Source organism: Veillonella tobetsuensis, from assembly GCF_002959935.1.
In the GTDB taxonomy this organism is placed as follows: Bacteria; Bacillota; Negativicutes; order Veillonellales; family Veillonellaceae; genus Veillonella; species Veillonella tobetsuensis.
In genome coordinates, this window is the sequence record NZ_PPDF01000013.1 from 24842 (window position 1) to 44220 (window position 19379).

Annotated in this window: 15 protein-coding genes; 9 read left to right on the forward strand and 6 right to left on the reverse strand. The window is 39.7% G+C overall.

Annotated features, from left to right (window positions below; translation table 11 throughout):
* The first annotated feature begins 63 nt into the window (after positions 1-63).
* Positions 64-1959, forward strand: a complete 1896-nt coding sequence (locus VTHSUH11_RS08730; RefSeq protein ID WP_105093388.1) for a heavy metal translocating P-type ATPase — start codon at positions 64-66, stop codon at positions 1957-1959.
* 109 nt (positions 1960-2068) lie between these two features.
* On the opposite strand, the gene pflA is transcribed toward VTHSUH11_RS08730, so the two are convergent.
* From pflA to pflB, 3 genes are all read right to left on the reverse strand, one after another.
* Positions 2069-2854 carry a pyruvate formate-lyase-activating protein gene (gene pflA, locus VTHSUH11_RS08735; protein WP_105093389.1) on the reverse strand — a complete coding sequence of 262 codons (786 nt, stop codon included), beginning with the start codon at positions 2852-2854 and terminating at the stop codon, positions 2069-2071.
* 12 nt (positions 2855-2866) lie between these two features.
* Positions 2867-3106, reverse strand: a complete 240-nt coding sequence (gene grcA3 / locus VTHSUH11_RS08740; protein WP_024066082.1) for an autonomous glycyl radical cofactor GrcA3 — start codon at positions 3104-3106, stop codon at positions 2867-2869.
* Positions 3107-3173: 67 nt separating this feature from the next.
* Entirely contained in the window at positions 3174-5291 is a 2118-nt protein-coding gene (gene pflB, locus VTHSUH11_RS08745) for a formate C-acetyltransferase (protein WP_105093390.1), read from the reverse strand.
* 369 nt (positions 5292-5660) lie between these two features.
* On the opposite strand from pflB, the gene VTHSUH11_RS08750 reads away from it, so the two are divergent.
* The 4 genes from VTHSUH11_RS08750 (at position 5661) to VTHSUH11_RS08765 (ending at position 9301) form a co-directional block, all read left to right on the forward strand.
* Positions 5661-6527 (forward strand): DMT family transporter, encoded by an 867-nt coding sequence (locus VTHSUH11_RS08750; protein WP_105093391.1) that lies wholly within the window; start codon positions 5661-5663, stop codon positions 6525-6527.
* Between the two features lie 203 nt (positions 6528-6730).
* Positions 6731-7753 (forward strand): methionine ABC transporter ATP-binding protein, encoded by a 1023-nt coding sequence (locus VTHSUH11_RS08755; RefSeq protein ID WP_105093392.1) that lies wholly within the window; start codon positions 6731-6733, stop codon positions 7751-7753.
* Positions 7753-8424 (forward strand): methionine ABC transporter permease, encoded by a 672-nt coding sequence (locus VTHSUH11_RS08760; RefSeq protein ID WP_059361274.1) that lies wholly within the window; start codon positions 7753-7755, stop codon positions 8422-8424. The genes VTHSUH11_RS08755 and VTHSUH11_RS08760 overlap by 1 nt, the downstream gene beginning before the upstream one ends.
* 52 nt (positions 8425-8476) lie before the next feature.
* Positions 8477-9301, forward strand: a complete 825-nt coding sequence (locus VTHSUH11_RS08765) for a MetQ/NlpA family ABC transporter substrate-binding protein (protein ID WP_105093393.1) — start codon at positions 8477-8479, stop codon at positions 9299-9301.
* Between the two features lie 202 nt (positions 9302-9503).
* Here the strand turns inward: VTHSUH11_RS08765 and VTHSUH11_RS08770 are convergent, their stop codons facing one another.
* Both VTHSUH11_RS08770 and VTHSUH11_RS08775 read right to left on the reverse strand, forming a co-directional pair.
* Positions 9504-11378: an ABC transporter ATP-binding protein gene (locus VTHSUH11_RS08770; RefSeq protein ID WP_244900010.1), complete on the reverse strand. Its 1875-nt coding sequence runs from the start codon at positions 11376-11378 to the stop codon at positions 9504-9506.
* Positions 11375-13228, reverse strand: coding sequence for an ABC transporter ATP-binding protein (locus tag VTHSUH11_RS08775; protein WP_105093394.1), 1854 nt, complete (start codon positions 13226-13228; stop codon positions 11375-11377). Before VTHSUH11_RS08775 ends, VTHSUH11_RS08770 begins: the two co-directional genes overlap by 4 nt.
* 219 nt (positions 13229-13447) lie before the next feature.
* Here VTHSUH11_RS08775 and VTHSUH11_RS08780 point away from each other — a divergent pair, with 219 nt between their 5' ends.
* Together VTHSUH11_RS08780 and VTHSUH11_RS08785 are read left to right on the forward strand one after the other, a co-directional pair.
* On the forward strand, positions 13448-14914 hold the full coding sequence (locus VTHSUH11_RS08780; protein WP_105093395.1) for a DASS family sodium-coupled anion symporter: 1467 nt from the start codon (positions 13448-13450) through the stop codon (positions 14912-14914).
* Between the two features lie 262 nt (positions 14915-15176).
* Positions 15177-15677 carry an ECF transporter S component gene (locus VTHSUH11_RS08785; protein ID WP_105093396.1) on the forward strand — a complete coding sequence of 167 codons (501 nt, stop codon included), beginning with the start codon at positions 15177-15179 and terminating at the stop codon, positions 15675-15677.
* Positions 15678-15799: 122 nt separating this feature from the next.
* Here VTHSUH11_RS08785 and VTHSUH11_RS08790 read toward each other — a convergent pair whose 3' ends face one another.
* Positions 15800-16072 (reverse strand): hypothetical protein, encoded by a 273-nt coding sequence (locus VTHSUH11_RS08790; protein ID WP_059361288.1) that lies wholly within the window; start codon positions 16070-16072, stop codon positions 15800-15802.
* A 670-nt stretch (positions 16073-16742) separates the two neighbouring features.
* Here VTHSUH11_RS08790 and VTHSUH11_RS08795 point away from each other — a divergent pair.
* Together VTHSUH11_RS08795 and tnpA are read left to right on the forward strand one after the other, a co-directional pair.
* A complete protein-coding gene (locus VTHSUH11_RS08795) occupies positions 16743-18545 on the forward strand; it encodes an S-layer homology domain-containing protein (protein ID WP_105093397.1) in 1803 nt (600 codons plus the stop codon).
* A gap of 224 nt (positions 18546-18769) precedes the next feature.
* Entirely contained in the window at positions 18770-19234 is a 465-nt protein-coding gene (gene tnpA / locus VTHSUH11_RS08800) for an IS200/IS605 family transposase (RefSeq protein ID WP_005375295.1), read from the forward strand.
* The last annotated feature ends 145 nt before the right edge of the window (positions 19235-19379 follow it).

Below are 19379 nucleotides of genomic sequence, written 5' to 3' on the forward strand. Positions count from 1 at the left end.
CTGTAAGTATAGTCATAATTCAATTCATATTGATAGTGAAAGTTTTATAAGGGAGATTGCTGTATGGTACATCGAATACATGATATATTATCTGGTTTATATATGACGATTTTAGCGGGGCTATTTTTACTGCTTGATGGGATTCCGCATTTGATAGAGGAGTTTGGTGGACAGAGTCCGTTTCAAAATATATTCCCTTTTGAGCCTTCTTGGGTTACCGTTATTATTTGTGGTTTTCCTCTTGTGTATTTATCTATTCGAAGGATCGTATATAATAAGGGAATTAGTAAAATCTCATCAGCTCTATTGATTTCTATGGCTATGTTTGCAGCCGTTGCCATCGGAGATATATTTGCGGCTGGTGAGGTAGCGTTTATTATGGCTTTAGGCGCTCTCCTTGAAGAATCAACTACCGAGCGAGCAAAAAAGGGGTTAAAAAAGTTAATTTCGTTAGTACCTGTTAAGGGTCGTAAAATACAAGATAACAAAGAAATAATGATTTCCGTAGAGTCTATACAAAGTGGTGATTACTTGCGAATCCTTCCGGGCGAAACAATACCTGTAGATGGGCGAATCATTAACGGTGAAACAACGGTAGATCAATCCATTATGACAGGTGAGTCAATACCTGTTGATAAAACAATTGATGATGATGTATTTGGTGGGACTATTAACTGTTTTGGTGCCATAGATATTATAGCTACTAAAGTGGGCGAAGATAGTTCTATTCAAAAAATGATTCAGCTTATTCGAAATGCGGAACAGAAACAGGCTCCGATTCAGCGTATAGCTGATACTGTTGCTAGTCGATTGGTTCCTATTGCATTGATGATTGCATGTATAGGATATATAGTAACTGGAAATATCATCGTCGGTGTTACTGTGTTGGTAGTATTTTGTCCTTGTGCATTGGTGCTTGCTACACCTACTGCGGTTATGGCCGCTATTGGTCAAGCTACTAAACATGGCGTTATTATTAAATCTGGTAAAATTCTTGAAACTATGGGAAAAGTAGATACTATGGCATTTGATAAAACCGGCACATTAACACGTGGTCAGTTATCGGTTCAATCTATTTTGGTCGTTGATACAGATTATAGTGAGGTCGATATTCTTCAATTAGCTGCATCTGCAGAGGCTAAGAGCGAGCATCCTATTGGCAAGGCTATCGTTTCTCATGCCATATATCAAGATTTAGAAATACTTGCTACTACTTCGTTTACAATGTCCGTAGGAAGAGGCATTATTGCCGTAATAAACGGTGTTACATTATATTGTGGTCATGAACGTTTTCTTGAGGAACATAATATTATTGTTGATGAAAGGGTTCAACAAAACGTTAATACATATCGAAGTGAAGGAAAGGTATCTATCATTATTGCCGATAAAGATCATATTATAGGTATTATTGCTTTATCTGATACTATGCGACGAGATACGGCAGATATGTTGTCTGCAGTCTCTAGCCTAGCTATGAAAACAGTACTTCTTACGGGGGATAGTAAAGAAACAGCTACATATATTGGCAAAAAAGCAGGTATTTCTGAAATACATGCGGAGCTTTTACCTGGCGAAAAAGTGAGTATTATTGAAGAGTTGCAAGGAAAACACCACAAGGTTTGTATGGTTGGTGATGGAATTAATGATGCACCAGCTATGAAGACTGCTGATGTGAGTATTGCAATGGGGAGTATCGGTAGTGATATTGCCATAGAAACAGCTGATATTGCATTGATGAGTGAAGATCTTAGCAAAATTCCTTATATTAAGCGACTATCAGATGCTATGATTAGAACTATTAAATTTAGTATTGCTTTATCAATGGCCATTAACTGTATCGCTATTATTCTTTCATTACTTGAGGTTTTGACACCTACTACTGGTGCGTTAGTTCATAATGTGGGGTCCTGTTTGGTTGTCCTCATTGCAGCCCGTTTGTATGATAGAAAGTTTATTTAAACACAATAAGAGCCGTCCCCGGTTGTGTGGGGGCGGCTCTATTGTTTAGGGCTATCATAGATCAAGTCTTGGTATATATAGGTATATATATCAAGGGAGGTAGTTATCCTCAAACTTGATTATGATTGATTTGAGTTTTGATGGGACTCCACCAATGGCGTCTATAGGCCTTGATGCCTTCCACAACAGTTCTAGTTGCTTGTGCTGCTACAGCTTTTGTGGCAGCAGGGATGCCGTCGAGGCGATAGGTAATACCTAACTCCTTGTATTTGGCAGTACCCATGACGTGATAGGGTAAGCAATCAACAGCCTGTAGATTCTTAAGCGACCCTAGAAAGAATCCTAGCCGATAATGATGATCAGCATTATCTGTAATCGTTGGGACTACTACGTGACGAACCCAAACCGGAACTTCCGCGTCTGCTGTTAATCGAGCAAACCCGAGAATGGGCTCTAACGGTTTGCCTGTTAGCCACAGATGTTTGGCAGGATCGATTTCTTTAATGTCTAGGATTACGAGACTGGTAACGCTCAGTAACTTACGGTATGCCACCTCTTGGTGGGGATCAAAACAAATTCCACTTGTATCTAAACAGGTATGGACGTTTCTTTCACGGAAATATGTGAAAAGCTCAGTTACAAAATCGATTTGCATCAGAGCTTCCCCACCTGTGACGGTGATACCACCATTAGTATAAAATTGGCGGTTACGTTCGTACTGGTCCCACAATTCTTTAACGGTCATGAGCTTAGCTTCGGCGCTAGTTTCATTCCATGTATCAGGATTGTGGCAATAAGCACAACGCATGGGGCATCCTTGTAGGAATACCACCATGCGCATGCCTGGACCATCAACCGTACCCATCGTTTCAATCGAATGAATACGTCCAGTCATAGAAAACCTCGATTAGATTTGTTGATGGAATGTACGAGAAATAACTTCGTCCTGTTGTTGTTTTGTCAATTTGCTGAAGTGTACTGCATAACCAGATACACGAACAGTCAATTGAGGGTACAATTCAGGATGTTTTTGAGCGTCTAACAATGTTTCGCGAGTGAACACGTTAACGTTCAAATGGTGACCACCTTTTTGGGAGTAGCCATCCAATAATTCTACCAAGTTATCAACTTGTTGTTGGTTGCTCATGGGTATTCCTCCTTTCAACCAAGATACGAGTATTGATGCCGGTGAAAGCATACAATACGATGGAAGATTATTTTTCTTCCTCTATAGTAACATTTGGTTCGCTGCATGCGAAGTTTGTATTGCAGTTAGGCAATTGAGAAGGGTCTAACTCAATATCAAAATCGCCTACGGCTACAAATGTTTCACCAGATTTACCTAATGCGTCTGGAACGATGGAGAAGGTATTGGAAATACCGTCAGAGCAATCGCGCCATGGCATTTTTGCAACGGAAGACAACGAAGCTACAGCACCGTGAGAATCACGACCATGCATAGGGTTTGCGCCAGGAGCGAAAGCTTCACCAGCTTTACGGCCATCTGGAGTAGAACCTGTTGCAGTACCGTATACTACGTTAGAAGTAATTGTTAACAAGCTCATAGTAGGAACGGATTGACGGTATGTAGGATGTTTACGCACTTTGTTCATGAATGTGGAAACAACCATAGAAGCCAAGCTATCTACACGATCGTCATCGTTACCATATTTAGGGAATTCACCTTCGATTTCGAAATCAACAGCGATGCCGTTTTCGTCGCGAATAGGTTTTACCTTAGCGTATCTAATGGCAGACAAGGAGTCAGCTACTACGGATAAACCAGCGATACCAGTTGCAAACCAACGAGTTACCTTGCGGTCATGTAATGCCATTTCTAATTTTTCATACGCGTATTTGTCGTGCATGTAGTGAATGATGTTCAATGCGTTTACATATACGCCAGCCAACCATTCCATCATGTCGTCAAATCGTTCCCATACTTCGTCGAATTCTAAGTACTCAGACGTGATAGGGCGGTATTTAGGACCAATTTGTTTCTTAAGTTTTTCGTCAACGCCGCCATTGATTGCGTAAAGCAAGCATTTGGCTAGGTTAGAACGAGCGCCGAAGAATTGCATTTCCTTACCAATACGCATTGGGGATACGCAACATGCGATAGCATAGTCATCGCCAGAGTTAGGACGCATCAATTCGTCATTTTCGTATTGGATGGAAGATGTTTCGATGGATAATTTCGCACAGAAACGACGGAAGCCGATAGGCATGCGAGGAGACCACAATACAGTGAGGTTTGGTTCTGGAGCAGGACCAAGGTTAGTCAATGTATGTAAGTAACGGAAGGACATTTTGGAAACCAATGTACGACCGTCAGTACCCATACCACCGATAGATTCAGTAGTCCATACAGGATCGCCTGTGAACAAGTTGTTGTATTCGTGGATACGTGCGAAGCGAACCATGCGCAATTTCATGATGAAATGATCTACGAACTCTTGGATTTGTTCCTCTGTGTATGTACCGTTGCGAAGGTCACGTTCAGCATAGATGTCTAGGAATGTAGAGTTACGGCCGATGGACATAGCAGCACCGTTTTGCTCTTTAATAGCGCCAAGGTAGCCGAAGTAAATCCATTGCATAGCTTCGCGAACGTCTTTTGCTGGCTCGGAGATATCGTAACCATAGGACGCAGCCATTTCTTTTAATTCCTTCAAGGAACGGATTTGATCTTTAATTTCTTCGCGGTCGCGGATTACATCTTCAAGCATATCACCCATAGTGATGTTGAATTCTTGGTTTTTCTCTTCGATTAGATAGTCGATACCATATAATGCGATACGACGGTAGTCACCGATAATACGACCACGGCTATAAGCATCTGGCAAACCAGTTACGATATGTGCTGTACGAGCGGCACGCATTTCTGGTGTATATACATCGAATACGCCATCGTTATGAGTTTTACGATGTTTTTTGAAGAAGTCCTCTGTTTGAGGGTCCATTTTAAAGCCATATTCTTCGATAGCGGATTTTGCTGTACGAAGGCCGCCATAAGGGAACATAGCGCGTTTTAGAGGTTTATCAGTTTGTAAACCAACGATTGTTTCAAGGTCTTTGTCGATATATCCTGGCGCATGCGCAGTGATGTGTGTTGCCACGGAAGTATCGGCATCAAGCATGCCACCTTTCTCGCGTTCTTCTTCGTATAGGTTCATTACCTTGTCCCACAATTTTGTAGTACGTTCTGTAGGACCAACTAGGAAGGAGTCGTCCCCTTCATAGGGAACATAGTTTCTTTGGATAAAGTCGCGTACGTCAATCGCTTTATCCCACACACCTGTGTTAAAATCTTTCCATGCAGTATGTTGCATTTTGCACCTCCATAAATGGATATAACTATAGATTTTGATATATCTAGTGTACAATGTTTATCTAAAACTCACAATATATAAATGATATAAATTTTCAATATATACTATGCAAATTTCGTAACTATAGATGTTATTTATATTAAGGGGTATATAAAATAGATGTGGGAAAATCAGTATCTATGGCGACAGACATGTAATTGTTTACCCTGTATACTAAAGTGTTGTACTCGCTGATATTATTTTAGAATAATGAAAATAGATTTCAATAATATCGGGTTCGTCGATAAGATGATTTCAGAGGTGTAACATTTTATTCTCTAAGAGGGTATAATTGAACTATATTGAATGATAAAAAGGGGGCATAGTGTTATGTCGAATCAGGTGAAAGCCGTCTTAGGGGCGTTAGCGACCATAGCTGTTTGGGCAACCGCATTTCCATGTAGCAAAATAGCATTGCAACACGTGGATTCCTTAACTCTCTCTGTGGCTCGTGTTGTGGGTGGAGCTATGTTGATGCTTATAATCGGCGTTGCTAGAGGATTACATATTCCTACGAGCTGGCGCGAGTGGGGCTTATATATAGTACTTGGCATGACAGGGAATTTTGTATATCAAGTTGTATTTAATCAAGGGCTTATGACCATTCCTGCAGCTACATCGAGCATTATCATGGCACTAACGCCTATGACAACGGCACTGATGGCTTTGGTGGTATATAAAGATCATATGAGACCCATTGGATGGGTGTTTACGATTACCGCATTTCTAGGAGTGGCCATCATTATTCTTTGGAATGGATCTATTAATATACCAGTCGGGGCATTTTGGACCTTGCTGGGTATGGTGCTTTTTGCGATATATAACATCGTCAATCGCGGATTGAGTTTAAAAGGACATGATCCAATTACCGTAGCGACTTGGTCTATGTTTACCGGCGCTATTATGTCCCTGCCCTTTGTATCGCAATCCGTTGCCAATATTGCTGCTGCACCTGCAATTACATGGGCCGCTATTATGTATTTGGCCTTCTTCTCCAGCGCATTGGGCTTTGTATTCTGGAGCTATGCATTAGAACATGCGGAACGTGTATCTGATGTGACGAATTTTATGTATCTCTCCCCAGTAGTAGCAGCCATAGGTGCTGCGATACTCGTAGGAGAAATACCAGATATGGGACTATATATTGGGGCGCCTATTATATTAGGTTCCTTGTATATGTTTAATAAATGTCGATAACAATTAAATATATAATCCCGGATATAGCGCGTTGCTAGAATTTAAATCCCCTGATAAGTGGAAAACTTATTAGGGGATTTTCTTATTGACAGTGTTTTTAAAGTGTAGTATTCTTAACCTACAGTTAAAACATACTTATAAGATATGATTTAAAATGAAGTTAATTCCCTTGCTTTTAATGGGAATAAATAAGGGGTGATAGTGTGATCTCTATACATAATTTAACCAAAGAGTTTAATTATAATAAGCAAAAGGTTACAGCTTTAGAGAATGTAACTTTCACAATTGAAAAAGGAGATATCTTTGGCATTATTGGTTTTAGTGGTGCTGGAAAATCAACATTATTACGGATGATTAATGCTCTTGAAATGCCTACAACAGGTTATGTCGAAATTGATGGCGTTAATATTAATAGCCTCAGCTTTAATGAGCTAAGAAAAATCCGTAAACGCATTGGCATGGTTTTTCAGCAGTTTAACCTGCTGAATGCTAAATCTGTATATGATAATGTAGCAATTCCTCTTGTTTTAAATGGTGTTCCCAAGAAAACGATAGATAAGAAGGTTAAGTCCCTCTTAGCGTTTGTTGACTTATCGGATAAGGCTAATGCCTACCCAGATGAGTTATCTGGTGGACAGAAACAGCGCGTCGGTATTGCTCGTGCACTTGCAACAGATCCATCTATTCTATTATGTGATGAAGCGACAAGTGCACTTGATCCGGATACAACTGAATCTATACTTCAGCTCTTAGAACGGGTGAATCGCGAATTAGGTATAACGATTGTCATCGTTACACATGAAATCGATGTAATTCAAAAAATCTGTAACCGTGTAGCCGTTATGGAAAAAGGTCATCTTATAGAAGAAGGCTCTGTATTGCAAGTGTTTAGCAAACCTAAGCATAATACAACAAAACGATTTGTAAGAACCGTGATTCCAGATGAAATTCCTACAACAGTAAAACATACATTGGCTTGTGAAAAGCGAGAGTATACGATTTTGAAGATGCATTTTCTCGGTAGTAATACAACGGATAATGTGCTTCATCATATTAATAAGATCTATGATCTAGAGACTAGCGTGCTATTTGCTACCGTAACTGAGTTAGAACATACGGTATTGGGCGTGTTCATAGTTCAATTCATAGGTAATGACTTGGAAGTGGGTAAGGTGAAAGAATACCTTTTGTCACAAGCTGTTGATTGGGAGGAGGTAGAAATATAATGGACTTCTTTTCACAGGAATTAGGTGTTTCTGGGGCACAGTTATTGCTATCAGCAGAACAGACCTTGTTTATGGTGTTTGTCTCACTATTTCTCGGCACAATACTGGGCCTCATTATGGCTGTTACATTAGTCGTAACAAGCCCAAATGGAATTATTAGAAATAATATTATTTACACTATCACAAATACAATTGTTAATACGGTACGGTCAGTACCATTTATTATCTTGATGGTATTTATATTGCCCTTAACAAAAATGATTGTCGGTACACGCGTGGGTACTACTGCGGCTATAGTTCCACTAGTTATCTTTATTGCGCCATACCTTGCACGCCTTTTTGAAAATTCTATTTTAGAGGTCAGTAAAGGCATTATCGAAGCCGCGCAATCAATGGGGGCTTCTCATTTTGAGGTTATTTGGCATTTTATATTGCCTGAAGCGAAAGGTTCTTTAATTTTGTCTGTTACGACAGGGACTATAGGACTCATCGGTGCTACGGCTATGGCTGGTGCTATTGGTGCAGGTGGTGTTGGTGATTTGGCACTTACCTATGGGTATGAGCGGTTAAATTTCCCACTTATGCTGTTTACTGTTGTTATTCTTATCGTTTTTGTACAAATTATTCAGACCATTGGTAACTATTTTGCGCGACGAGCTCGTCGTTCTTAATTTGTAAACCAATTTTAGATATATTGATTGTGAAAGTATAGGAGGATATACCATGAAATTTAAGAAACTTCTTGCCCTTGGTGCGGCATTAGTATTTAGCGTAGCTTTCATCGCAGGCTGTGGTTCCAATAACAGTGGTAATGGAGCAAAGAAAGAATTAACCTATAGTAAGTCGCAAGGACCTTACTCTGAATTATTCGAAAAAGGTGTTAAACCAATTTTGGAGAAACAAGGCTATACCTTTAAAGGTGTAGATATGTCTGACTTGGTACAAGCAGACCAAGTGTTGAGTGATGGTGAAGTAGATTTCAATGTTGAACAACATACAGCATATATGAAAAACTTCAACGAAAAACAAAATGGCCATCTTGTAGCCTTAACTCCAATTCCAACAGTGCCAGCAGGAATCTTTAGCGGTTCTAAAACATCTCTAGATCAAGTGGCAGATGGCGACACAATTGCAGTACCTAATGATGCATCCAACATGGCTCGTGCTTATGCGTTATTGCAAAAAATCGGTTGGATTAAACTTGATCCAAATAAAGATTTAGCGACAGTAACACAAGCAGATATTATTGAAAATCCTAAACATCTTAAATTTACAGAAATGAAATCCCTTACAATTCCTTCTGTGCGTACTGATTTCGATTATATTGTTATTACTGGTGCTATCATTTATAATGCAAAAATTGATCCTAAAACGGCTCTTGCAAACGAAGATGTATTGCCACAATGGTTATTGCAAGTTGTAGTTAATGAAAAAAATAAAGATGCACAATGGGCGAAAGACCTTGTGGCAGCATACCACTCTCAAGAATTCAAAGACTATATGGAAAAAAATAATAACGGCCTATGGTTCGTACCAAAAGGTGAATAATCAATAGAGATACATATTAAATATGTGTGTAAATAATAGAACCACTGATAAGATGTAGCTTATCAGTGGTTCTTTTTTCCTATAATTCTATTGTATGGTAATACAAAAAATAAACCAACTAACAGTCAATAACGTCCAATCAAGCGGACAAATGAGTGTTAATCAGTTTATGATTAACAATAGTATACTAAACGAAAAAGATTTAGACAAGCTTCGAAAACAATATAATTATCAGTACTATCAAGCTGCTTGTCATGGCTCGTCTTCCTGCCACATAGTTTTCGTATAGTTCTTTATAGTGACTACCGCGCACTATAAGTTCTTGGTGTGTCCCTTGTTCTACAATGGTGCCATTTTCAACTACTAGTAGGAAGTCTGCATTTTTGATTGTAGACAAGCGATGGGCAATAATGATACTTGTACGTCCTTTGAGGAGTGTGTTCATCGCTTTTTGAACCTCTACTTCTGTGCGCGTGTCGACGTTAGCTGTTGCTTCGTCGAGAATGAGAATACTAGGGTCTGCCAAGAAGGCACGAGCGATGGTAATTAATTGGCGTTGACCTTGAGATAGGTCATCACCACCTTGTTTGAGCATTGTATCGTAACCATTTGGCAAGGTACGGATAAAATGATCTGCCATGGCCAGCTTTGCTACATATTCGATTTCCTGACGAGTAGCATTTGGCTTACCGTAGCCGATGTTATCAGCAATAGTGCCTGTGAAAATCCATGCATCTTGCAATACCATGCCTACCGTATTATGTAAGCTTTCACGAGATACATCACGAATATCGACGCCATCAATGGTGATGCGGCCTTTCATAATATCATAAAAGCGCATAATTAGATTCACCAAGGTTGATTTACCAGCTCCCGTAGGGCCTACAATGGCTACCATGGATCCACCAGGAATATGAATGTTGATATCCCTCATAAACACATTGGATGGGGTATAGCCAAAATCAACATGTTCAAAGTCGATAGTGCCTGTATGTGTTATAGGATTCAGGGTATTAGCCATTATAAAGGAATCCGAGCCAATCGTATCTGTGTTGATATCAGATTTACTATTAGATAACACAAGTTTTCCATTATCGATTTCAGATGGTGTATCTATGACCTCATAAATACGGCCTAAAGCGGCGGCAGTTTCTTGAAATTTTGTCATAATGTAGGAACTACGAGAGAGTGGATCCGATACTTGGCCTACATAGAGGAAGAAGGCCTGGATATCACCGATAGAAATGGACCCACGCAACACCATGAGGCCCCCTTGAATAGTGACGAGGCAATAGGTGAATTGATTTAGAAATTTTACAAGAGGTTCTACGAGCTGACTGGTAAAAGCAGCGCTTCGCATACTTTTAAATAGATTTTCATTCAGCACCTGTACTTGATTCGTCGTAGTATCTTCCAGGCCAAAGGTTTGAATGATTGGTTTTCCTACAACGATTTCTTCAATGCCACTATTGAAAGCGCCTAAGGCATTCTGATTTCTAAGGTACACGCGGCGCGCTCGTTTAGATAGCCACGTTAAACATACGATGCCGACTAGTATAATACCGATAATGGAGGCCCCTAATATAGGGCTAATCCAAAGCATCATAGCAGTAGCACCAATAATGCCGATAATGGCAGATACAAGGCCTGGTACGCCTTCGCCTATTGTTTCTGCTACAGTATCTGAGTCAGAGGTGAGACGACTTAGTAAATCACCTCGCTGGTGATCGTGAAAGTACTCAATAGGCAATGAGTATAAATGAGTACTCATGCGTGTACGTAAAGCGAGTACTGTTTTTGAACCGATAGAGGCCATCATGTATTCCCCAAAGTAGGTGAATAAGGCATGCCCACTATAGATGGCAATGAGCCAGAGGATGATTGTATCAATAGAGACAAAGATAGTATTGATATCTTGATCTGTTTGTAATCCACTAACAATAGCATCTACCACTTTACCAAGTAACACTGGAGTGGAGACCTCAAATATAGCTGCAGTAATAAGTGCTAAGATGAGGAGAGAGAGCCAGCCCCATTGGCTTTTAGATTCGACTAGGAAGCGACGTAATGGACTCATGCTGTCACCTCCTGAGATGCTAAAATCTGTTGATATACAGTAGAGGTAGTCGCTAGCTCATTATGTGTGCCATATCCTGCAACTTGACCTCTGTTGATGATTAGAATATGGTCTGCTTTTTTTGCGGCGCATACCTTTTGCTCCACAGAAATGAGGGCTGGTCGATTGTCCTTTTGTAACTCCTCTTGTAGTGCTGTACGAACAGCACGCTCTGTAGTGCCGTCTAGGGCGGAAAAGCTATCGTCGAATATGAATAAATCAGGTTTACGCACTAAGGCTCTAGCCATAGCAAGGCGTTGCCGTTGACCACCAGATAGATTGGTACCACCTTGGGAAACCATATACTGGTACCCACCTTCAAGACGATTGATAAACTCATCTGCCTTAGCCAAGTGGCATGCATTTACTACATCTTCCACTGACAGTACTTGTCCTGAGGCGGCTCCATATCGAACGTTCATATCGATAGTTCCGGTAAACAAATAAGCCTTTTGTGGTACATAGCCAATATGAGCGCACAAGTCATCTACATTCCACTCATAAATGGATTTACCTTTAAAGAGAATATCTCCAGACTCGATGGCGAAGAGGCGAGGGATAAGGTTGGTGATTGTGCTTTTACCAGAACCGATATCGCCCATAATCGCTAAAGTTTCGCCATGATGTACCTTAAAGGAGATATTTTCCAGCGCAGGGGACTCAGCATTATCGTAACGGAAGGTAACATTGCGGAATTCCAGAAGAGGTGTATCATCAGTTGCAGTTGCAGTTGCAGTTGCAGTTGCAGTTGCAGTTGCGGTTGTCGTTGCCGTAGAGTTTTGGTATCTTGCTTGATTAGTAGAATGCTTAGTAGATTGAGAAACTGAATTTTTAATACTACTGTTATATGGTTCAGGGAATGTATCGGTATTTTCGTGTTCTAATAACTCACGAATACGAGCGTAACACACGATAGCTTCCGGGATGTCGATAATTACGAATATGGCCATGAGCATGCTCAATAGGATGAGGTTTGCATATTCGATAACGGCCATGATATCACCAACTTGTAGGGAGCCCATACTGACATTGTAGCCGCCGAACCAGAGAATAGCTACGGTACTCATATTAAATAGAATGAGTATCGTCGGTAAACCGATGGCAAAGGTTTGGTGCAGTTTTTTGTTCAGTTGTGCGGATTCTGTAAAAATAACAAATTCCTTGTCGTTTTCGTAGGTTCTCCTGTTGAAAGCTCTGATAACAGGCATACCTACGATATGATCTCGGACCAGATCAGTAATATCATCTAGCTTTAATTGTATAGCTTTGATAATTGGCAAGGCGCGACTTTCAATAAAGATAATGGTAAGTATCATGCAAGCCATAACAGCAAGGATGACGAGACCTAGTTGCCAGCTCTTATAGAAGGTAAGTCCTAGACCGACGCAAATCATGAGTGGCATAGGGAGGATCATATTTAAACCTTCCCCGAGAACAGATTGAATTTTTTCTACGTCCCTGCTTGTGCGCATCAATATGGTGCCGGTACCAAAGTGCGTAAAGTCGCGGAGTGAAAAGTATTGTAGTGCTTTCACTAGATCGTCACGCAATACCTTGCCTACAGATGCTGAAATATGAGCACTCATAGCAACGCCTAGAATAGCGGATAGGACGGTTAGTAATGCTACAACAAGCATGTTCATGCTAGAGTTGGTAATCATCTCTAGGTCGCCTTTAAGGACACCATCATTGATGATGGTTGCCGTTAATGTTGGTATATATAATGTGCCTGCTACAGTGAGTAACGAAAGGACCGATACGATGATGATAGGAAACCATAAAGGTTTTATATAGTGTATGAATGGTTTCATTTAAATCCTTTCAGTAAAATTAGCTGAATTAACAATTTTAGATATATATTATATTGCATAAAATTAAAATTATCTAGTAGGATGAAATTTATTACTAAAAGTTTATTAGCAATTAATAAGTATTATGATTAAGTTTATATCATCTTATTAAAATTTTTGATATACTAAATAGGTATTTTATTTGCAATTTTTGTTTTGAAGTAGTAAGGAGAGTTTCTAATGAAGTTGAATTGGAAATTATTCGCACCGCTTGTAGTAGCTATTATTGTATGGCTCATCGGTGCTCCTGAAGGTCTTAGCGCAAATTCTTGGATTTATGTAAGTATTTTCGCTGGCCTCGTGGTAGGGTTGATTTTAGAACCAATCCCACCAGCTTTTATCGGTATCATTGCAGTTACTGTATCTATGTTGTTTAAGGTTGGTCCTGCCCCTGTGGTAGATAAAGCAACCGGTGTCGCTAAGGCGATTACTGATGCGCAAGCTATCAGCTGGGGCCTTAGTGGTTTCTCTAATGCCATCGTATGGTTGATCTTTGCCGCTTTCATGATTGGTATTGGTTATGAAAACTCTGGCCTTGGCCGCCGTATTGCTTTGTTCCTCGTAGCAAAGCTTGGTAAGTCTTCCTTAGGTCTTGGTTATGCCATTGCTATTACGGACCTTGTGTTGGCTCCATTTATTCCAAGTAATGCGGCTCGTTCTGGTGGTACGATTTATCCAATCGTATCTAGTATTTGTCCAATGTTTGACTCCTATCCAGATAAGAATCCTCGTAAAATTGGTTCCTATTTGAACTGGGTAGCGTTGGCAACTACATGTGTGTCTAGCTCTATCTTCTTGACTGGTGCAGCGCCAAACCCATTGGCTCTAGAATTGTCTGCTAAAGCTGGTATCGTAGCGGCGAACTGGGGCACATGGTTCCTCGCATTCTTGCCAGTAGGCCTTATCTTGTTCATCATCACTCCATTGTTGACCTATGTATTCTGCAAGCCAGAGGTGAAAGGTTCTCCTGAAATTGCAGCCTGGGCAAAGGATGAGTATAAGAAACTAGGCTCCATGACACGCAGTGAAATCTTCATGGCCTTAATTTCTGTATTGGCTCTTGTGTTGTGGATTGGTGCCTCTACATTCAAAGTAAACCCTACAACAACAGCTTTGATTGTTATTATTTTGATGATTTTCACTAAGATTATGACATGGCAAGACTTCCTTGCTAACAAACCAGCATGGAATGTTTTGACTTGGTTTGCTACACTCGTACCTATGGCTTCTGGCCTTAAAAATGTAGGCTTCTTAGACTGGCTTGCTAAATCTGCTGGTGGTTCTTTGGTTTCTTTGGATCCTACAATGGCAGTTCTTGGTTTGTTATTAGCATTCTGCTTGCTTCGTTACTTCTTTGCTTCTGGTACTGCTTATGTAACAGCTATGGTAGGCTTGTTTGCTACTCTAATTCTTCAAATTCCTGGTGTTGATCCAGCTCAAGTTATGTTAATTCTGTTAGTACCAATGGGTATTATGGGGATCCTTACACCATATGGTACTGGTCACAGCCCAATTTGGTTTGCTAGTGGCTATAACAAAGGTCCTGAATTCTGGAAATTAGGCGCTATCTTTGGAATTATCTACCTCGCTATCTTTATCGTGGTAGGTATTCCATGGATTCAGTTCGTAATGCCACTTTTAGGATAGGCTTTCCGCCGCCATATGTCTCTCTGCGCTCCATTCGTTGCAAGTTGCTGGATAGACATATGGCGGCTTTTTCTATCTTAAAATGGCATAGCTCACTTCAAGAGGGCAAGTCGCTTAATAGATACAATGTGGCTTCTTTTTATCCTGAAATGGCAAAATTTGATTAAACTCGATAAATCTCGACAAATCTAAAAAAATAAATATAATAGTGATGTGATAGTAAATTTCTTATCTCAGTTTTCTGATGGAGGTGTTTATTCTTATGTCTACAAAGTCTATTACGGGCACAGGCCTATTGTTGGCCGTAGCCTTATTGGCGCAAAGTTTACGCCTCATTTTCCCATTTATTCCTAATCAGGTGAGCATGTTCCTCATCGGTTCCATTACGTCCGCTACCTTTGTACTTGCCACATGGCGTTATGGTTGGAAAAATGGTCTCGTTATCGCTTGGATTGCCCCCGTAGTGGCACATTTACAAGGTATGTTACCATTGCCACCGTTTATTTTGATTACGGGCCTTGGCACGACAGCCTATGTATTCGTAGCGCACTGGTTACAACATAAACCGAAGGTATTGCTTATTATCGTGGCGGCCTTGGTAAAAGCAGGTGTTCTCTTTGGTGGTTATTCTTTGTTCTTTTCACTGTTCCAATTCCCACCAAAGATTGTAAACACAATGCTATTTGTATCTAGCTGGCCACAATTGGTGACATCGTCTTTAGGGATTATTTTAGCTCTTCTCATAACAAAACGGGTTAGATAAGGCGCGATGATATTCTTTGTCATATATGCTAAAAAGGTGTTATCATATCCTGCGTAAATCAATTACAGTTTGTACTGTTTTGATATAGGATGTGATAACACCTTTTATGTATTGAATCGTTATTATTTTTTCTTCATAGATTTAAGGATAAAACCGCCTACAGATGCAGTAATGCCGAAACCTAATAGGGCCATACCGATAGTATGCATTAGAATGCTAGTTTGATTATTTTTGGAAATTTCTTGCGCTGCTTGCATCGCATTAGTAGCTTTTTTCATAACCTCTACATTATTTGCAGATGGATCTGGAATGATGAATAAGATTACAATGGCAATCACTAAACACACAATGCCAGCATATAACAAGTATTTTCCTCTTTGATTCATTTGTTCCATAATGTTCTCTCCTTGTATAGTACGAACGAAAATAAGTTTATTTATAGTTATTATATATTGTATTCACACAATTGTAAATTCACCACATCTGACCATAGAAATTATAGAGTTTACTATATACATAATTCGTGATTATAAAAGATGGTGCTATTCATTGTGATGGCACCATCTTTTATTTTGTGTTGAGATATATACAGTTTTGTTTAATAAGTTGGGTGGATAAATAAGTAGTCGAATAAGAATTAGATTATAAATCTTCATAATTCTTCATGAAGAGTGTTAAAAATATATTCTATAGAAAATAATCAGGTTAAAAAGTTTATAAAAATAGGAATAGTTTGAGTAGTAAAATACGCATAATATAAGATGATTTATAGTGCTAGTAATCTTTTATGTAAAATTTAATAATAAAGAAAACATGAAGAATAATGGATTTCTTTCATTTTATATACATGAAGAAATGATGAAAATACTGGATGTGGTAAGGTGAGAAAATCGAATGTAGTGGTGGCCTAACATGGTGTTGCTTGTGAATGTTTATATTTTTTGATACACTCTTTTGCAACAAAACAATATAAAATATCTTTAAATTGTATTTTGAGGGGTATGATTGAAAGATAATGCATGTTTTTGTATTGTAAGTTGGTTTTATTAAAAAGAGGATGTTAAAATGAGAGAAAATAAGCGTTCCCAAAAATTTGCCATTGCTGCGTTGGCAGCTCTTGCGGCCCTTGGTATGAGTGTGGTACCAGCGAGTGCGGCTGCACCTGTTCAAGCTGGTACTAATAATACACTTACTGGTACCTTTGATTCTGTTGCTTTTGGTATGGATAATACTGTTTCCGCTGCAGATCATACATTCCGTGATCGTGTTAATGATAATGAACCAGACACTGCAACTCGTGTAAATAATACTTACGCATCTGGTTCCGTAGCTATTGGTACTGGTAACACTGCAAGTGGTGATACCGCTCTTGTTATTGGTAATAAGTCTAAAGCAACATTAAATGATGCTACTGCTATTGGTCATAGTGCTGAAGCAACTCGTGTTGGCACAGTTGCTATTGGTGCTCGTGCAATTGCCGGTGAATTTGTAGCAAATCCAAACGTTATCACTGATCCACAGGTAACTGCTTTGTATACACCTCGTCAAGATGGTGCAGACCGTGCCGTAGCTGTAGGTTATGAAACTCGTGCTGTAGGTTATAAATCTAATGCAATCGGTTCTAGTGCTTGGGCTTTAGATAACCACTCCACTGCAATTGGTTCCTCTGCAAAAGCTATAAAAGATCATTCTCAAGCATATGGTGCAGGTGCAGAAGCAACTGCAGTACGTGCCAATGCATTTGGCTCTGACTCTATGGCAAAGGCAGAATTCTCCATGGCTATGGGTGATCATGCGGAAGCAACACATACTAACTCCGTTGCTTTAGGTCACGAAGCTGTTACAAGTGCTGCAACAGCTGAAACTAGTGCAACTGTAGCAGGCCATACATATACTGGCTTTGCTGGTGTAGGTTCTGCTGCTAATGGTTCCGTATCTTTTGCTAAAGACAGCAATAGTGCACGTCAACTTAAAAATGTAGCGGCAGGTCAAATCTCTGCTACATCTACAGATGCTGTAAACGGTAGCCAATTGTACTCCGTAGCCAATGAATTACAAACTCAAATTAATAACTCCACACCTGGTGCAATTAATAATAATATTACTAACTTGACTAACCGTGTAGGCAATGTGGAACAACGTGTTAATAAAGTAGGTGCAGGTTCTGCTGCATTAGCTGCATTACATCCACTAGATTTCAACCCAGATGACAAATGGACTATAGCAGCTGGTTATGGTCATTACCATAATGCAAATGCTGGTGCATTAGGTGCTTACTACCGTCCAAACGAAGATACAATGTTCTCCGTTGGTGGTACAATCGGTACTGGTGAAACTCAATTAAATGCAGGCGTATCCATCCGTCTTGGCAAACGCTCTCCTGAATCTCGTTCCCGCGTAGCTATGGGTCGTGAAATTGCTGAATTAAACGCACGTCTTCAAGATATTGAAAACAAATATAATAACTTGTTACAAATCTTGAATCCACATGCAATCGATCCTAGCAAAACAGCTGAATTCCCAGATGTTCCTCGCAACCATTGGGCTTACCAATACATTAGCCAATTGGCTGGTAATGGTATCCTTGTTGGCTATCCTGATGGCACATTCAAAGGCGATGCGACTATGACTCGTTATGAATTCGCAACTATGTTGTATCGTGCACTTCAAAATGGTGCTCCTATCGATGACAACATGCGTCGTGCAATGGATGAATTCGGTCCTGAATTACAAAACATCCGTCTTAACCACTTCCGCATCGATCGCATTGCTGGTGCTGACAATGATCGTCATAAAACTGAACGTGTTCGCGTTAACAACGAACCAGAAAACCAACGTGACGTATACGGGTCCCGTATTTACCAATAATTCTTTTATAATATAACTTCCCCTCGAGCTTGTGAAAGCTCTAAAAGCAGGATGTATCTTCTTGATACATCCTGTTTTTATTTGTACGCCGAATAGGCATGACTAAACCCCCAGTTAAACTGGGGGTCGGTAAAAAATTCTTAGAGAAAAGGAAAGAACCTCCTAGTGGTAAAATGAAGTTGGTCTGGCAACCACAACATTTCAACATAGGAGGTTCAATGTCAATGAATGACGTAAAAAGCTTATCACATAGTAAATGGAGATGTAAATATCATATTGTTTTTGCACCAAAGTATAGAAGACAAATAATTTATGGTCGGATAAAAGCTGATGTAGGTAAAATTTTAAGAGATTTATGTAATAGAAAAAATGTAGAGATTATAGAGGCAGAATGCTGTCCGGATCATATTCATATGTTAGTAACGATTCCACCACATTTAAGTGTATCAAGTTTTATGGGATATTTAAAAAGCAAAAGTAGCCTCATGATATTCGATAAACACGCAAATTTAAAATATAAGTATGGAAATAGACATTTCTGGTGTAGAGGATATTATGTGGATACAGTGGGAAGATACGAAGGAGCGATAAAAGAGTATATTCGCAATCAATTACAAGAAGATATAGCACAAGATACATTAAACTTTAAAGAATATACCGACCCGTTTACGGGTGAGCCGGTAAAATAGGCAAAATAAAAGCCCCCGAGTAGGGGGCAGCCAGTGGTAATAGAGTGGTTGTCAGATCATTCAAAGCCCTCTTTAGAGGGCTACCACTAGAGAAAGACCCTTATAGGGTCAGAGCAAACCACCCGTTCTACGGGTGGTTATGATT

Bases quoted from the DNA above. Each gene is read 5' to 3' on its own strand.
- VTHSUH11_RS08765 (WP_105093393.1), top strand. From the start codon at position 8,477: ATGAAATTTAAGAAACTTCTTGCCCTTGGTGCGGCATTAGTATTTAGC.
- pflB (WP_105093390.1), bottom strand. From the start codon at position 5,291: ATGCAACATACTGCATGGAAAGATTTTAACACAGGTGTGTGGGATAAA.
- VTHSUH11_RS08750 (WP_105093391.1), top strand. From the start codon at position 5,661: ATGTCGAATCAGGTGAAAGCCGTCTTAGGGGCGTTAGCGACCATAGCT.
- VTHSUH11_RS08780 (WP_105093395.1), top strand. From the start codon at position 13,448: ATGAAGTTGAATTGGAAATTATTCGCACCGCTTGTAGTAGCTATTATT.
- VTHSUH11_RS08770 (WP_244900010.1), bottom strand. From the start codon at position 11,378: ATGAGTCCATTACGTCGCTTCCTAGTCGAATCTAAAAGCCAATGGGGC.
- VTHSUH11_RS08775 (WP_105093394.1), bottom strand. From the start codon at position 13,228: ATGAAACCATTCATACACTATATAAAACCTTTATGGTTTCCTATCATC.
- VTHSUH11_RS08760 (WP_059361274.1), top strand. From the start codon at position 7,753: ATGGACTTCTTTTCACAGGAATTAGGTGTTTCTGGGGCACAGTTATTG.
- pflA (WP_105093389.1), bottom strand. From the start codon at position 2,854: ATGACTGGACGTATTCATTCGATTGAAACGATGGGTACGGTTGATGGT.
- VTHSUH11_RS08785 (WP_105093396.1), top strand. From the start codon at position 15,177: ATGTCTACAAAGTCTATTACGGGCACAGGCCTATTGTTGGCCGTAGCC.
- VTHSUH11_RS08795 (WP_105093397.1), top strand. From the start codon at position 16,743: ATGAGAGAAAATAAGCGTTCCCAAAAATTTGCCATTGCTGCGTTGGCA.
- VTHSUH11_RS08790 (WP_059361288.1), bottom strand. From the start codon at position 16,072: ATGGAACAAATGAATCAAAGAGGAAAATACTTGTTATATGCTGGCATT.
- tnpA (WP_005375295.1), top strand. From the start codon at position 18,770: ATGAATGACGTAAAAAGCTTATCACATAGTAAATGGAGATGTAAATAT.
- VTHSUH11_RS08730 (WP_105093388.1), top strand. From the start codon at position 64: ATGGTACATCGAATACATGATATATTATCTGGTTTATATATGACGATT.
- grcA3 (WP_024066082.1), bottom strand. From the start codon at position 3,106: ATGAGCAACCAACAACAAGTTGATAACTTGGTAGAATTATTGGATGGC.